Here is a 12,849-nt window from a genome sequence, read left to right as displayed (position 1 = left end):
TTAAGAATTAGCGGTTTGAGCCGCTTTCTTTTGCCTACTTTGCTTTGCGGCAGGCAAAGAAAAGTAGGTGCCGCCCCGCACAGGGGCAACGCTAATAAACCACTAACAAATCAAGGAAAGGCCAACACCGTAGGCATACAACTAAGCGCCGCGAAGGCCAACACCTCAAGAAAGAAAAGGCCAAAACCAAAAGCACACAGACCAAAAGCGCCGAGCAGGCAAAAACCCCATCACTTCCCTTCCGACAACCCACGCTCAAGCGCCGCCACCCCAGCCGGCAACTCAACCTTAACGCCCAGATCCACCATCGTCCGCCCAAGCGCATGCACGGTTCTGAACAGGTTGTGCTCCCGGCACTGCTCCCCCATCTGTCCAATCCGAACAATCGGCAAACCAAACGACCCCGCGATTTCCACCTGATGATGCCGCGAAATATGCCCACAGATATCGGCAGGACTCAAACCCTCCGGCACAACGATGCCGACCACCGAATTCAAACGGCAAGGCGCCGGCGCATACAGTTGCAAACCCAACGCGGTGATCCCCGCCTGAAGCGCCACCGAACACTTCAAGTGACGAGCAAAGCGCTTCTCAAGCGTCTCAGCGCACACGAGACGCAGCGCCTCGTGCAACGCCAGCACACCCGAAACCGGCGCCGTATAGTGATAGCCCGCGTTATGCCAGAAGTTCTCCGCCAGCGACGCATCAAGACACCAATGCGCATTCGGCGCCGTGCGGCCTTTCACCCGTGCCCACGCTTCATCCGAAAACGCGATCAGCGAGACACCCGGGATCGAAGACAAACCCTTCTGCCCGCCCGTAATCACCGCGTCGATACCCCACGCGTCCATCTCCAGCGGCATCGTGCTCAGCGTACACACCGCATCGACAATGACCAGGGCGCCGGCTGCTTTCGCGAGCGCCGCAATGTCCTTCAACTGATGGTTCCACACGGTATTGGACGTCTCGCCCTGCACCACCGTGACAATCTCCGGCCGCTCTCGGCGGATCGCCTCCGCGACCGTGTCGAGGCTCGCCACCGTGCCATCCTCGACGTCCAACGTGGCAACGCGTGCGCCGACGCGCCGCCCCATCTCCGCCATCCGCCCGCTGAAAAAACCGTTCTTGATGCTCAGCACGCGTGTGCCTTCCCACGCGAGATTCGAGATCGCCATTTCCATCGCGGCAGATCCCGGCCCCGCTACGCCGAGCACCCACTTCGAATTCGTCTGGAATACGTAACGTGCCATGGTCTTCACCTGGCCGATCACCTTCACCATCGTGGCGCCCAGGTGATTGATCACCACGGTGTTGGCCTTCGCGACGGCGGCGGGAATCGGCACGGGGCCGGCACCCATCATCAGCAACGGTTCTTCGGGAAGGATGGCGTCGAGTGATTCGACAACCGGACAAGGCACTGCGAGAGGAGTAATGGTCGCCATGATCGATAGAGGAATTCAAGGTGCAACGGCCTCGCCAACAATGACGCTGGCGAAGCCGGGTTTTGGATCATTCACCGATCAGCGGAATTACGCAAGTTTTTTAACAGCACGCGCCGCGAGTCGTTTCGTGCGGCGTGTTCATCCGCAGAAATGACAGCGGGATAACGCTTTATCCGATGTGAGATCGCGTTGTCAGATCGGCACTCCATGCCCAACGAACTGCCAACGCTAATGAAAAAAGCGGGGCGAGCTTCACAGCCCGCCCGTCACCTGTCGCCCGTTACTTCACCTTGGACTTATCGAGCTTCTTGCCGGTTGCCGCGTTATACCGCTCGACATATTCCTCGATCAGCTTGCGCATCGCGCGTCCAATCTGCCGATAGTCCGACTCGTTCAGATTCGCGAGCGACACCCGTCCGGACGGATGCTGCGTCCCGAAGCCGCGCCCAGGCAACAGCACGACGCGCGCTTCACGTGCGAGGCGGAACAGCAATTCGGTCGGCTCGGTGTTCTTCAGCAGCCACTCAACGAACTCACGCCCGAACATCCGCTCGCCGAGAAACTCAATGTCGAGAATCGTGTAGTAATCGACCTGGTTCGGATCGTCGTCCTCGAACGAGATGCCGACCTCCTCGTACAGCGCCTGCTTGCGCTTGCGGATCAGGCGCTTCAACGCGTTCTTGTACGCGTCGGGCGTGTCCATCAGCGAGAACAGCGAGAACAACACCATCTGCACCTGCTGCGGCGTCGACAAGCCCGCCGTGTGATTCAGCGCGACAGTGCGGCTGTCAGCCACGAGGCGGTCGATGAACTTGAGATTTTCCGGTTCGGTCGTGATCGATTCATAGCGCTCGTGCAACTGCTTCTTCGCGTCTTTCGGCAACTCGCCGATCAGCTTGTCGAGCACGTTGTCGCGATGTGTCGCGATAACGCCCAGACGCCAGCCGGTCGCACCGAAATACTTCGAGTACGAGTACACCAGGATGGTGTTCTTCGGCGCGAGCGCGAACAGCGAGACGAAATCGTCGGCGAAGGTGCCGTACACGTCGTCGGTCAACAGAATCAGATCGGGGCGTTCCTTGACGATGTCGGCGATATATTGAAGGCTCGCGTCGTCCATCTTCACCGAAGGCGGGTTGCTCGGGTTCACGAGGAAGAACGCCTTCACCTTCGGATCGCGCAGCTTGTCGAGTTCCTTCTTCGAGTACTGCCAGCCATTGGCAACGTCGGCCTCGAGATTCACGACGTTCAGCTGATAGTCGTTCAGTCGCGGAATTTCGATGTACGGCGTGAAAATCGGCAATCCAAGTGCAATCGTGTCACCCGGTTTGATCAGGTGATTCTCGCGCATCGTGTTGAAGATGTACGTCATCGCCGCCGTGCCGCCTTCCACCGCGAACACGTCGAATTCGCCCACAAACGGATGGTGGCCGATCATCTCGCGGCGCAGATACTGCCCGACGATCAATTCGGACAACTTGAGCATCCGGTCCGGTACCGGATAGTTCGACGCGAGAATGCCCTCGCACATTTCATAGAGAAAGTCGCCTGCGGAGAGTCCCAACTGATCGCGCACATACGACACCGCGCCGCGCAGAAAGTCGATGCCGGGCACACCCTTGTTCTCGCGCAGGAACAGATCGAAGCGCTCAGTGAGCCCTTCGCGGCGCGGGAAACCGCCCACGCCTTCGGGCATGTACGCAAACGAACGCTCCGACTCGCGCATCGCGAAGAGACCCAGTTGCCAGAAGCCGTGGCGCGGAATCGTCGCGAGGAAATTCGGATTGCCGCGGCCGGCATTGAGCATCGATGCGTTGGCCGCACGCTCCACCGCGCCGCCACCGGCGGCCTTGATCAGTTCGTCCTTGAGTTCGAACGGGCTGAGCGCCGCGAGTCCTGCTTGAGCCGTATCGCCTTGCTTCTTGCCGTTTTTCTCTTTTGCCATGATGCGTTCTCCAGTGTGCAAGTGAATAACGCCGGTGTCGCGTGACTGATCGTTCAGTTGACTGCCGGCGTCAGAGAGATCGATGAATGGGTGCGCTAAACCAGCCCGACCACGAGCGGTCCGAGCAACGTCAGCGCGACGTTCGCAATTGCATAGGTGATCGCGAACGGCACGGTCGGCACGGCGCTTTCCGCCTTGTCGAGCACGCCGCCGAACGCGGGATTGGCACTGCGTGAACCCGACAGCGCGCCGGCCAGAATCGCCGCATTCTTGTAGCCGAGCACGTAGCGGCCGAACAGCATCGTCAGGAGCAGCGGGAACAAGGTGACGAACACGCCGAGCAGGAAGATCGTCATGCCGCTCTGCTTGACCGTCACGACCGCCTGCAAGCCCGAGTTCAAACCCACCACCGCAACGAAGGCCGCGAGACCGAAGTCCTTCAGCAACTGCGAAGCCGCCGTCGGCATCGCGCCGTACATCGGGTGCTTGCCGCGCATCCAGCCGAATAGCAGACCCGCCAGCAGACAGCCGCCACCGGAGCCCAGCGTGAGGGGAATGCCGGCCACGTTGACGACGATCAGCCCGATCAGCAGACCGAGCACGAGGCCGACGCCCATATAGATGAAGTCGGTCTTGTTGCTGTACGGCAGCTCATAACCGGCTGCATCGACGGCGCGCCTGGTGTCTTTCGGCGAACCGTAGAAGGTGATCACGTCGCCGTGTTCGAGCTTCGTTTCAGGCAGAATCGGCAGCGGCTGGCCGGCACGCGAGGCGCTCTGAATAAAGACACCGTGGCGCAAATCGCGATCGACCACTTCGCGCGCGGCAGCGATCGTCGTGTGATTCATGCCTTTGCGCGTGAACACGCCTTGGCGCGTCTGCATCACGACGCCAATGTCGTCGACGTTGGCGATCTCGTTGCCGTTCGCACCGAAGGCGACCACCGCCTCGCGGCGGCCGACCACCAGCACTTCGTCGTTGAGTTGCAAGGTCAGGTCGGGCGTCGGATCCAGGTTCTTGCCGTCACGCTTGATCCGCTCGACCGTCAACAAGTCCTGATGCAGGGTCTCGATTGCCTTGATCGTTTTCCCCGCGCTGACGTCGATCCTGTACGCACGCCCCACCAGTTCGGGCAACGCACTGATCTGCCCTGCGCCGAGTGACGGCGCACCTGAAGACAGGTCACGCTCCGCTTCGATCGAGGCCTCGCGTAAGCCTTGCCCCATGAACTTCGGCAAGATGTTCACGCAGACGATGATCGCCCCGAGCGAGCCGAACACATAGGTCACGGCATACGCGATGGCCACGTCCGATTGCAGCGACTTGACCTGGTCGGCAGGCAGACCGAGACGGGCGATCGCGTCGCCCGCCGTGCCGATAATTGCCGACTGCGTCAGCGCGCCGCCCGCGAGCCCGGCAGCCAGGCCCTTGTTCAGATGGAACAGCTTCGCGCACACCACCACGGTGACCAGCGCGGAGACGGCGAGAAACACCGCCATCGCGATTTCGCGCAGCGTCTTGCGGTTCAGGGAGTTGAAGAAACCCGGCCCGGAGTCGTAGCCGACCGCGTAGATGAATACGGCGAACATCACCGATTTCACCCCGTTGTCGATCGTCACGCCCGCCTGACTGATCACGACCGCAGCCAGCAATGAACCGCCCACGCCGCCTAACTGGAACTTGCCGAAGTTGATCTGCCCGATGAAGTAACCGGCTGCCAGCGACAAAAACAGCGCGATCTCGGGTGATTTCTGAAAAATGTGATGTAGCCAGTCCATCGTGCCCTCGCTAGATAGTTTGAGATACTGAGTACTGGGTCCTGCATGTGCAGACGGACATCACGGCATCCGCATGCGGTCGACTACGCGCCACGCCGCGCGCAGCCCATCTGCCCGCTTAGCCGAACTTCCCGGCAAGGCCGACAACGACCGGCCCCATTAACGGCAACAGAATGTTCGAGAGTGCATAGGTGATCGTGTAGCCGATCACAGGCGTCGAATTGCCGGTCACGCCGACCAGCGCGCTGATAGCCGGCGTACTGCATTGCTGACCGGCAATGGCGCCGAGCAGCATGGGCGCTTCGAGCTTGAGAAACACGCGGCCGATCCAGAGCGACAGCAAACCGGGCACGAGCACCATCAGAATGCCCGCGACCGGCAGCGCCAGACCGTATTCGCGCACCAGCTTGATGGCGTCGGGGCCGGCCGACAGCCCGACGGCGGCAATGAAGGTGGCAAGGCCGAAGTCCTTGAGAATTTGCGCGGCAGCCGAAGGCAACGATCCGACCAGCGGGTAGCGCGAACGGATCCAGCCGAACAGCAGCCCGGAGAGCAGGCAGCCGCCGCCCGTGCCGAGCGCGATCGACACCCCGCCGATACGTCCGCCAAGATGGCCGATCGCCATGCCGGCCAGCACGCCCAGGCCCAGATAGATGAAGTCGGTTTTCTGGGTCGCGGCGAGCGCGTAGCCTAGATGCCGTGCGCCGCGCTCGACGTCGGCCTTCGCGCCAACCAGCGTCAGCACGTCGCCGCGATTGAGCTCGGTGCCAGGCAGCGCGGGCACCGTGGTTTCGAGCCGCGTGACGGCGGCGATATACACGCCGCGGCCCTCTTCCGGCTTCGCCCGTTCGCGTATCTGCGCGACCGTCAGACCCTCTGCTTCGCGGCGCGTCAGCACGACGTCGAGTTTCTCCGCGACGAGCTGGCCGAACCCGGCGTCCGCCACTTCTTCGCCGAGGCTGGCGGCCGCGGCCACGATCGCCTCGCGCCGCCCAGCCACGAGAATCACGTCATCGGCTGCCAACACCCGTTGCGGCTCGGCCGGCACCTCGGCGCCATTGCGCCGAACCCGCTCGACGGTGAGGTTGAAGCCGTACGTCTGTTCGAACGCATAGACCGTGCCGCCAGCTACCGCCGTGCCGACCCGGAACGCGCGGCCGACCAGCGCCGGCGCCGCGGCCCGCTGCCCCTCGCCAAAAGCGCCGTCGCCGCCGAGCTTGTGCCACACGCGCTCGGCTTCTTCGCGCAGATTGACGCGCAGCAGCAGCGGCGCGAACTGGCTGGTGAACAGAACGATGGTGATCAGACCGAACAGGTAACTCACGCTGTACGCGGTCACGATGTTGGCCTGCAAGCGCAATGTTTCCGCATCGCTGAAACCGAGCTTGGCAATCGCCTCCGAAGCCGTGCCGATCACGGCCGACTCGGTCGCGGCGCCGGCCAGCAAGCCGGCCGCCGTGCCGGCATCGAGCCGCATCGCGAAGACCGCGATCATGATCAGCACCAGCACCGACACGATCTCGACCACCGAGAGCAAGCCATAGCGCCAACCCCGGCCGATGTTGGCAAAGAACTGCGGCCCGCCGGTGAAACCCAGCGCGAAGATGAACAGCGCGAAGGCGATGTTCTTCAGATCGGGGGCCAGCCGCGCGCCCGTCTGACCCAACAGCAAGGCCACGATCAAGGTGCCGCAGACGCCCCCGAGCTGAATTGGCCCCACGCGAAACGACCCGATGAAGTACCCGATTGCAAGACTTGCGAACAGCGCGATCTCCGGTTGAGATCTCAGCAATTCACCGATCATGTTGGCTCGCCGATTTACGGTTTATTAGCAGAAAGTTGAAGAATCTCTCTCTGGGATTTGAAGCGAATTCGATCCGGTCTGCCATGACCCGGAAATGACGCATCCGGCATAACCGGATTCCATTGAATGGAAATTTTATGGCAATGGCATGACGCTCTTGGCGTCAAAAAAGATATGTCGCAATGCAGCGACGATAGCGAAACGCTTTACGGTGAACTCGACAGTCACGCTTTCCTCGCGAAGTTTGCTCAATGCCCAGAAAGAAACATAGTCTACTGGTGGCCGATTTTCAGCACGATATGTTCATGCTTTTTTGGGATTGCTTTTTTAATAAATATTGTAGTTCGGCATCGCTGTCAATATGATTTTCCAATTGCGGTCGATTTCGCTTCGCAAAAGATGATCTTTGGTAAAGATGAAATGATTTCAGAACGTACTTCGCAAGCGGCGCCCATTACGCTATAGGGCCGATATACTGACCTGCCCGCATGCCGCGCAATGAGTCTATTTGCCACGCCGGTATGCTTCCTTCGGAGCCATTCATGCGCATGATCCTGTTCAGCAGCCGCCAATACGACAGCGACACGTTCGCCGAGGCCAACGGCACGCATCGCTATGAACTGCACTTCCAGGAATCGCACCTCGATGTCGAAACCGCGATCCTCGCGCAGGGCTATGAAGTGGTCTGCCCATTCGTCAACGACAACGTCGACGCCAACGTCCTGGAACATCTCCATGCCGGCGGCACGCGCATGATCGCGCTACGCTCGGCGGGCTTCAATCACGTCGATCTGGCCGCAGCCGAGCGTCTCGGCATCACGGTTGCCCGGGTGCCGGCCTACTCGCCGCACGCGGTCGCCGAACATGCGGTTGGCCTGATTCTCGCGTTGAACCGGCGCTTGCCGCGCGCGGTCGCGCGGACCCGAGAAGGCGATTTCTCGCTGCATGGGCTGCTCGGCTTCGATCTGCACGGCAAGACTGCGGGCGTGATCGGCACCGGCATGATCGGCCGCGTGTTCGGCCGCATCATGGCGGGCTTCGGCATGCAAGTGCTGGCCCACGATCCCGGCACGCCCGCCGAGGATCTGCTCGCACTCGGCGCGCGCTACGTGCCGCTCGACACGCTGCTGGCCGAGAGCGACGTCGTCAGCCTGCATTGTCCGCTGGTGCCTGACACGTACCATCTGATCGACGGGCCGGCGCTCGCGAAAATGAAGCGTGGCGCGATGCTGATCAATACCGGTCGCGGTGGACTTGTCGAAAGCAATGCGCTGATCGGCGCGCTGAAAGATGGCCAGCTCGGCCATCTCGGGCTCGACGTGTACGAGGAAGAAGGCGGCCTCTTTTTCGAGGACCATTCGAACCTGCCGCTGCAGGACGACGTGCTGGCACGTCTCCTGATGTTCCCGAACGTGATCGTCACCTCGCACCAGGCGTTCTTCACGCGCGAGGCGATGAACGAGATCGCGCAGACCACGCTCGGCAACGTCGCGGCATGGCAGGCCGGCACGCCGCGCAATGCCGTGCAGGCGCGCGGTTAGGCGCTGCCGCCATCCACGGTGGTCGGGCGAATCGCCGTGCGGGCGTCGTCCGCCGCGCCGCAGATCTCGCGCAGCAGGACCGCTTCGCGCTCATGCACTTCCACCGGAAACCAGCGCGCGCCCGCATCGAGCAGATAGCGCGCGCGATGCTGCCCGTTACGAAACGCCACCACGCCTTCGCGCTCGAGACCGAACCAGCCCAGCACACCCGGCGCGCGACGCGTCGAGATCGTCACGTACGGCATCTGCGGAATGCGCGGATTGTCCGGATCGAGAAACTCGCGAATGCCACGCACCTTGCCCGCATGCCATTCGGCGACCGGCTTCAGCACGTAATCGGTGTCGTCGCGATCCGCGCATTCCAGCAGCTTGCGCGCATCGACCATGACTACCTGATGGCGCGTGCCGTCAGTCACGAAGACACGTTTCAGCCGCACATGGTCGTACCATGGATGCTCATGCAGGGGCACGGTCCAGATCGTCTCGGCACAGGGCGGCGAGGTTGCGGGCGATGAATTGGACAAGGGCAAAGGCGGGCTCGATAAGCTGGCTAAAAACCGCCAGCGCGTTAAAAGAGCGCTAACGCTACGAGCCGATTGTGAAAGATGCATGACAACCGCCGGTATTAGTCGCCGCGCATGAGCACACTGCATGAGAGGCCGGACGCGAAGTTCTACGGAGACAACGATGATAACGACGCAACATTTGAATGAACACGTGCGCATCGAAGCCAACGAGGACACCGGCATCGCCACCATCGTGCTCCAACGACCCGCGCGGCGCAATGCCGTCGATCGACCGACGGCAGAAGCGCTCAGCGCCGCCTTCCTGCGCTTCGAAGCGGAACCGGCATGGCGCGCGGGCGTGCTGTTCGGTGCGGGCGGCGTGTTCTGCGCCGGCGCGGATCTCACCGCGCTCGCCGACGAGACCCGCCGCAATGAACTGCACGCCGACGGCAGCGGACCCGGCCCAATGGGGCCGACGCGCATGAGATTCAGCAAACCGGTGATCGCTGCGATTGCCGGCTACGCGGTCGCGGGCGGCCTCGAACTGGCTGCGATGTGCGATCTGCGGGTGGTCGAAGAAGATGCTGTGCTCGGCGTGTTCTGCCGGCGCGTCGGGATTCCGCTGATCGATGGCGGCACGATCCGCTTGCCGCGTCTGATCGGGCTATCGCGAGCGCTCGACCTGATTCTGACGGGCCGCGCGGTAGAGGCGCAGGAAGCGCTCGCCTTCGAGCTTGCCAACCGCGTCGTGCGCAAGGGCGAGGCCCGCGCGGCGGCGGAGCAGCTAGCCGCTGAACTGGCGGCTTTTCCGCAAGCCGCTCTGCTCGCGGACCGCCGCTCCGCGATGGAAAACAGCACGCTCGAGGATCTCGCCCTCGCGCTGCGGCGCGAAGGCGCCGGCGGCTATCAGGCGATCTTCGACGAGGGTGTTGCAGGCGCCGCACGTTTCGCCGAAGGCGCCGGCCGTCACGGCAACACCTTCAAGTCAGACGAAAGCACGTCATAAACAACCCATCAACAACGTCGCGCCGCTGGGGCAACTCGAACGCACACTGGGCGCATTTCAAACGCACGCTCGACGGCGCCTTTCAGAAAAAAACAACAGCCGGCTTGACGCTGAGCAAGGCGGTTTTGACTTAGGTAGAATCCCCTACTGTTTTCCCCTTGCTTGGCGCATGCGTTCTCGCCCCGAAAAATGCGCGCCTGCCGCGCGACGCTTCCCGTCGCGCCGATTCACGCTCCGTCACCATGCCTTTACCCCTTCTCGCCCTTGCCGTTGCCGCTTTTGGAATCGGTACCACTGAATTTGTGATCATGGGGCTGCTGCCCGATGTCGCGCGCGACCTGTCCGTGTCGATTCCCGCAGCCGGCATGCTGGTGTCGGCGTATGCGCTGGGCGTCACCATCGGCGCGCCGATCGTCGCGATCGCGGTGGCCAATATGCCGCGCAAGAAGGCGTTGATGAGCCTGATTGGCGTGTTTATCGTCGGCAATCTGCTGTGCGCGATCGCGCCGGGCTACGCGGTGCTGATGGCCGCGCGCATCGTCACGGCGTTTTGCCACGGCGCGTTCTTCGGCATCGGTTCGGTGGTCGCGGCGGGTCTCGTCGCGCCGAATCGCCGCGCGCAAGCCATTGCGCTGATGTTCACCGGCTTGACGCTCGCCAACGTGCTCGGCGTGCCGCTTGGCACCGCGCTCGGTCAGGCGGTGGGCTGGCGCGCGACCTTCTGGGCGGTCACCGGCATCGGCATTCTCGCCGCGCTCGCGCTCGCGGTTTGCCTGCCGGCCAGGATCGAGATGTCCAAGGCAAGCCTCGTGCACGAATTCAGCGTGCTGAAAAACCCGCAAGTACTGATGGTGCTCGGCATCAGCGTACTCGCGTCGGCCAGCCTGTTCTCCACGTTCACCTACATCACGCCGATTCTCGAAGACGTGAGCGGTTTCACGCCGCACGCGGTCACCTTCGTTCTATTGCTGTTCGGCCTCGGCTTGACGGTGGGCAGCACGCTCGGCGGCAAGCTCGCGGACTGGCGGCTGATGCCCTCGCTGGTCGCGTTTCTGCTGGCCATCGTCGTGATCCTGACTATTTTTGCCGGCACGATGCACGCGCAGATACCGGCCATGATCACGATCTTCGTGTGGGGCATTCTGGCCTTCGCGATCGTGCCGCCGCTGCAAATGCTGATCGTCGACCGCGCGAGCCACGCGCCGAATCTGGCGTCGACGCTCAATCAAGGCGCGTTCAACCTCGGCAATGCAACCGGCGCGTGGCTCGGCGGCATGGCGATCGGCGCGGGCGCTCCGCTCACCACGCTGCCGTGGGTCGGCGTGGCGACCTCGATTGGCGCGCTCGCGCTGACGCTGTGGTCGGTATCGATCGACCGGCGCACGCAACGGATGGCGGTAGCCGGGTAAGCGCGGCACGAGCGCGCATCCTGCTGCGGGCGGCTTCAGCCGGGACAGATTTCGCATCGTCGCCGGCCAACGGCGCTGGCCACCGTGCCGTTACGGACCGGGCAGCGGGCAGCGCCTCGATAGCAAGCGAACGCGGTCCTCGACAACGTTCATCCAAACCGCATACGGCTGCGAATGACCCGCTGCCGTAGTAGCATCTCGGCCGATGAAAGTCATCTTCACTCGCGATTTCCTCGCTCTGATCCTGAGTGTTGCCGTGGTCGGACTCGGCAGCGGCGCCACGCTTCCGCTCACGGCCCTTGCACTCACACAAGCTGGCTACGGTACCGACGTGGTCGGCCTGCTGACCGCCGCGCAAGCAGGCGGTGGCCTGATGGTCGTGCCGGTGGCAGCCTGGATCGCGGCGCGTTTCGGCGGCCGCCAGGTGATCGTCGGCGCGGTGCTGGTGGTTGCGCTCGCCACCGCACTGATGCAACTCACCTCGAACCTGTGGCTATGGGCGGTGTTGCGCGTGCTCTGCGGCGCGGCGCTGATGCTGCTGTTCACCATCAGCGAAGCATGGGTCAACCAGCTCGCCGACGACGCCACGCGCGGCCGCGTAATCGCGATCTATGCGACCAACTTCACGCTGTTCCAGATGTCGGGTCCGGTGCTGGTGAGCCAGATCGCCGACCATCCGCACTGGCGCTTCCTGATTTGCGGCGCGATTTTCCTGCTGGCATTGCCGGCGCTCGCCAGCATCCGCAAGACGCCGCAAGCGTCGGAGGATGAACACGCGGCACACGGCAGTTGGCGCCACGTGTTGCCGCAAATGCCGGCACTCGTGATCGGCACGGGCTTTTTTGCGCTGTTCGACACGATCGCGCTGTCGCTGCTGCCGCTCTTCGCGATGGCCCACGGCATCACGAGCGAGGTGGCCGTGCTGTTCGCGTCGGCTCTGCTGCTCGGCGACACGACCATGCAATTTCCGATCGGCTGGCTCGCCGACCGGCCCGGCCGCGAACGCGTGCATATCGGCTGCGGCGTGATCGTCGTGGTACTGCTGCCGTTTCTGCCTTGGGCGGTGACATCGCCGTGGTTGTGCTGGCCGCTGCTTTATGTGCTCGGCGCGACTGCCGGGGCGATCTATACGTTGTCGCTTGTCGCCTGCGGTCAGCGGTTTCGCGGTGTCGCGCTGGTATCGGCGAGTTCGCTGGTGGGTGCGTCGTGGAGCGCTGCCAGTTTCGGCGGACCGCTGGTGGCCGGCGCGTTGATGAAAGGGGTTGGCAACGATGCGATGGTCGGCGTGCTGCTGGTTGCCGCGCTTGCGTTTCTTGTTGCTGCTTGGTGGGAAAGGCGGCGTGCGCCGGTGCGGGTTGTTGACTCGTGAGTCTTTGTTTTTCTTGTTCTGACTTTTTTGGCCTTTCCTTGATTTGTTT

11 protein-coding genes are annotated in these 12,849 nt (G+C 62.7%); 6 read left to right on the top strand and 5 right to left on the bottom strand.

Annotated elements, in window-relative coordinates; translation table 11 throughout:
• Positions 1-230 precede the first annotated feature (230 nt).
• A complete protein-coding gene (locus PQR67_RS13220) occupies positions 231-1,442 on the bottom strand; it encodes a pyridoxal-phosphate-dependent aminotransferase family protein (protein ID WP_408459387.1) in 1,212 nt (403 codons plus the stop codon).
• On the opposite strand from PQR67_RS13220, the gene PQR67_RS13215 reads away from it, so the two are divergent.
• On the top strand, positions 1,441-1,596 hold the full coding sequence (locus PQR67_RS13215) for a hypothetical protein (RefSeq protein WP_408459384.1): 156 nt from the start codon (positions 1,441-1,443) through the stop codon (positions 1,594-1,596). The two genes, PQR67_RS13220 and PQR67_RS13215, sit on opposite strands and share 2 nt — an antisense overlap.
• Before the next feature lie 126 nt (positions 1,597-1,722).
• Here PQR67_RS13215 and PQR67_RS13210 read toward each other — a convergent pair whose 3' ends face one another.
• The 3 genes from PQR67_RS13210 to aspT (PQR67_RS13200) form a co-directional block, all read right to left on the bottom strand.
• Positions 1,723-3,387 carry a bifunctional aspartate transaminase/aspartate 4-decarboxylase gene (locus tag PQR67_RS13210; RefSeq protein WP_408459381.1) on the bottom strand — a complete coding sequence of 555 codons (1,665 nt, stop codon included), beginning with the start codon at positions 3,385-3,387 and terminating at the stop codon, positions 1,723-1,725.
• 95 nt (positions 3,388-3,482) lie between these two features.
• The gene (gene aspT / locus PQR67_RS13205) at positions 3,483-5,165 is read right to left on the bottom strand and encodes an aspartate-alanine antiporter (protein ID WP_408459378.1); all 1,683 of its coding nucleotides are present in this window, start codon (positions 5,163-5,165) and stop codon (positions 3,483-3,485) included.
• Between the two features lie 118 nt (positions 5,166-5,283).
• On the bottom strand, positions 5,284-6,969 hold the full coding sequence (gene aspT / locus PQR67_RS13200) for an aspartate-alanine antiporter (protein WP_408459375.1): 1,686 nt from the start codon (positions 6,967-6,969) through the stop codon (positions 5,284-5,286).
• Between the two features lie 126 nt (positions 6,970-7,095).
• On the opposite strand from aspT (PQR67_RS13200), the gene PQR67_RS13195 reads away from it, so the two are divergent.
• Positions 7,096-7,434, top strand: a complete 339-nt coding sequence (locus PQR67_RS13195; RefSeq protein WP_408459372.1) for a hypothetical protein — start codon at positions 7,096-7,098, stop codon at positions 7,432-7,434.
• A gap of 77 nt (positions 7,435-7,511) precedes the next feature.
• On the top strand, positions 7,512-8,510 hold the full coding sequence (locus tag PQR67_RS13190) for a 2-hydroxyacid dehydrogenase (protein WP_408459369.1): 999 nt from the start codon (positions 7,512-7,514) through the stop codon (positions 8,508-8,510).
• Here the strand turns inward: PQR67_RS13190 and PQR67_RS13185 are convergent.
• Positions 8,507-9,121 carry a plasmid fertility inhibition factor family protein gene (locus PQR67_RS13185; RefSeq protein ID WP_408459366.1) on the bottom strand — a complete coding sequence of 205 codons (615 nt, stop codon included), beginning with the start codon at positions 9,119-9,121 and terminating at the stop codon, positions 8,507-8,509. The genes PQR67_RS13190 and PQR67_RS13185 overlap by 4 nt on opposite strands.
• Positions 9,122-9,197: 76 nt before the next feature.
• On the opposite strand from PQR67_RS13185, the gene PQR67_RS13180 reads away from it, so the two are divergent.
• From PQR67_RS13180 to PQR67_RS13170, 3 genes are all read left to right on the top strand, one after another.
• Positions 9,198-10,022, top strand: a complete 825-nt coding sequence (locus PQR67_RS13180; protein WP_408459363.1) for a crotonase/enoyl-CoA hydratase family protein — start codon at positions 9,198-9,200, stop codon at positions 10,020-10,022.
• A gap of 242 nt (positions 10,023-10,264) precedes the next feature.
• A complete protein-coding gene (locus PQR67_RS13175; protein WP_408459360.1) occupies positions 10,265-11,431 on the top strand; it encodes an MFS transporter in 1,167 nt (388 codons plus the stop codon).
• A gap of 205 nt (positions 11,432-11,636) precedes the next feature.
• Positions 11,637-12,800, top strand: a complete 1,164-nt coding sequence (locus tag PQR67_RS13170) for an MFS transporter (protein ID WP_408459357.1) — start codon at positions 11,637-11,639, stop codon at positions 12,798-12,800.
• Positions 12,801-12,849 lie beyond the last annotated feature (49 nt).

Origin of the sequence: Paraburkholderia fungorum, assembly GCF_046026025.1 — a bacterium.
In the GTDB taxonomy this organism is placed as follows: Bacteria; Pseudomonadota; Gammaproteobacteria; order Burkholderiales; family Burkholderiaceae; genus Paraburkholderia; species Paraburkholderia fungorum_E.
This window is presented reverse-complemented; position numbering and strand designations above follow the sequence as displayed.

Coding starts and splice junctions, on each gene's coding strand:
- PQR67_RS13215 (WP_408459384.1), top strand. CDS start 1,441: ATGATCGATAGAGGAATTCAAGGTGCAACGGCCTCGCCAACAATGACG.
- PQR67_RS13220 (WP_408459387.1), bottom strand. CDS start 1,442: ATGGCGACCATTACTCCTCTCGCAGTGCCTTGTCCGGTTGTCGAATCA.
- PQR67_RS13210 (WP_408459381.1), bottom strand. CDS start 3,387: ATGGCAAAAGAGAAAAACGGCAAGAAGCAAGGCGATACGGCTCAAGCA.
- aspT (WP_408459378.1), bottom strand. CDS start 5,165: ATGGACTGGCTACATCACATTTTTCAGAAATCACCCGAGATCGCGCTG.
- aspT (WP_408459375.1), bottom strand. CDS start 6,969: ATGATCGGTGAATTGCTGAGATCTCAACCGGAGATCGCGCTGTTCGCA.
- PQR67_RS13195 (WP_408459372.1), top strand. CDS start 7,096: ATGGAAATTTTATGGCAATGGCATGACGCTCTTGGCGTCAAAAAAGAT.
- PQR67_RS13190 (WP_408459369.1), top strand. CDS start 7,512: ATGCGCATGATCCTGTTCAGCAGCCGCCAATACGACAGCGACACGTTC.
- PQR67_RS13185 (WP_408459366.1), bottom strand. CDS start 9,121: ATGCATCTTTCACAATCGGCTCGTAGCGTTAGCGCTCTTTTAACGCGC.
- PQR67_RS13180 (WP_408459363.1), top strand. CDS start 9,198: ATGATAACGACGCAACATTTGAATGAACACGTGCGCATCGAAGCCAAC.
- PQR67_RS13175 (WP_408459360.1), top strand. CDS start 10,265: ATGCCTTTACCCCTTCTCGCCCTTGCCGTTGCCGCTTTTGGAATCGGT.
- PQR67_RS13170 (WP_408459357.1), top strand. CDS start 11,637: ATGAAAGTCATCTTCACTCGCGATTTCCTCGCTCTGATCCTGAGTGTT.